The organism is Asaia sp. SF2.1 (assembly GCF_000505765.1).
Classification (GTDB): Bacteria; Pseudomonadota; Alphaproteobacteria; order Acetobacterales; family Acetobacteraceae; genus Asaia; species Asaia bogorensis.
The window spans coordinates 11,043-12,596 of the sequence record NZ_AYXS01000012.1; the positions used below are offsets into that span (position 1 = coordinate 11,043).

Consider the following 1,554-nt stretch of genomic DNA (forward strand, 5'->3'; position numbering starts at 1 on the left):
GCCAAACGCGTAACCTGGTGGCCGCAGCTCGTTATGGGGTTCACCTTCGGTTTCGGCGCCCCCATGGGGTACGCCGCCGCCGCAGGGCGGGTCGATTGGGTCTGTGCCCTGCTCTATGCCGGCACGATCCTGTGGCAGCTTGGCTTTGACACCATCTATGGCTTTCAGGACATGGATGACGATGCCCGTATTGGAGTGCGTTCAACCTCGCGTCTCTGGGCAACGCAGGCGCGGCCTTTCATCGCTGCCTGCTACACAGGGGCGGCCCTCCTCCTGTCGGCAGCCATCACACTGGCTGGGCTGCACTGGAGTGTCTGGCCCCTCGCGCTCCTGTCCAGCCTCATGCTGGTCAGTCAGATCGTTCGTCTGGATATCCGCAACCCGGCGCTGTGCCTGATGCTGTTTCGTCAGAATGTCCGGTTCGGCATGGTTCTGGCCGCGGCACTGATCTGCGGGCGGGTGCTGTCGTGAGAGAAGCCGAAAACTTCATTGCCAGCCAGACGGTTATCGAAACCACGCCCCTCGTCCCGGAGCTCAGGCTACATCTGGCCACTGAAATCACCCCGATCTGGCAGGCGACGGAAGCCCACCTGGCCGAGATGAACATAGAGCCGCCTTTCTGGGCCTTTGCGTGGCCGGGCAGCCAGCTTCTTGCCCGTTTCATCCTCGACAACCCGGCTCTGGTGAGAGATCGGATCGTGCTGGATTTTGCCTGTGGGGGTGGTCTGGCAGGCATCGCGGCAGCACGGTCCGGCGCAGCAGAGGTGCTTCCCAATGATATCGACCCTCTTGCCCTTCAGGCCGCGCAGATCAATGCCGCGCTGAATGGCGTTGGCCTCACACCGCTGGAAGGCTCCATCATCGGCACATTGCCCAAGGCGGATCTGCTTCTTTGCGGAGATGTCTGCTACAACCAGCAGATGGCGGACCAGATCATTCCGTGGTTGCGTCACTGTGCGACCCGTATGGAGGTCTGGATGGCTGATCCGGGGCGCCCCTATGCGCCAAAAGACGGTATCGAAACACTGAGCGTAATGGAGCTGCCCACAACGATGGAGCTGGAGGGCAGAACAGCGCGTGAAACACGCCTGTGCCGAATTCTGCCTCTACCGGTCTGACTGGCTCCAGCCCGGTCAGGCCTTCGCCTTGATCGAACGCGCCAGGCTCATCGCAGCGCCGAGCCAGGCAATCAGCATGGCGCAGAGCAGGCACAGCGTTGAGGCATGGGTGCTGAAGCGAAATACGCTTGCAACCAGTAGCGCGCCAAGCGTCTGCCCGCCCAGCCTTGCGACCGACACAAGTCCGCTCGCGCTTCCCTCGCGCCCACGGGGAGCCGCCAGCATCATGACGCGGTTATTGGGGGGCTGGAACATGCCGAACCCGGATCCCGCCAGCCAGGTGCGCCAGATGATATCCAGATTCGAGGCATCTGGCGGCAGAAGCCAGAGCAACGCAAACCCGCATCCGGTTACGGCAAGGCCGAGGCTGGAGAGCAGAACCGCAGGGACTCGATCGGTCCAGCGGCCTATGAGGAACGACATGGTGGCCACGCCT

2 protein-coding genes and 1 pseudogene are annotated in these 1,554 nt (G+C 62.6%); 2 read left to right on the top strand and 1 reads right to left on the bottom strand.

Annotated elements, in window-relative coordinates; translation table 11 throughout:
* A partial coding sequence (locus P792_RS38570; RefSeq protein ID WP_035439744.1) for a UbiA family prenyltransferase occupies positions 1–471 on the top strand: 471 nt, incomplete at its 5' end.
* The gene (locus P792_RS26515; RefSeq protein WP_023978346.1) at positions 468–1,118 is read left to right on the top strand and encodes a methyltransferase; all 651 of its coding nucleotides are present in this window, start codon (positions 468–470) and stop codon (positions 1,116–1,118) included. The genes P792_RS38570 and P792_RS26515, both read left to right, overlap by 4 nt.
* 15 nt (positions 1,119–1,133) lie before the next feature.
* On the opposite strand, the pseudogene P792_RS38575 reads toward P792_RS26515, so the two are convergent.
* Positions 1,134–1,554 (bottom strand): annotated as a pseudogene (locus P792_RS38575) (MFS transporter); the annotation flags it as partial.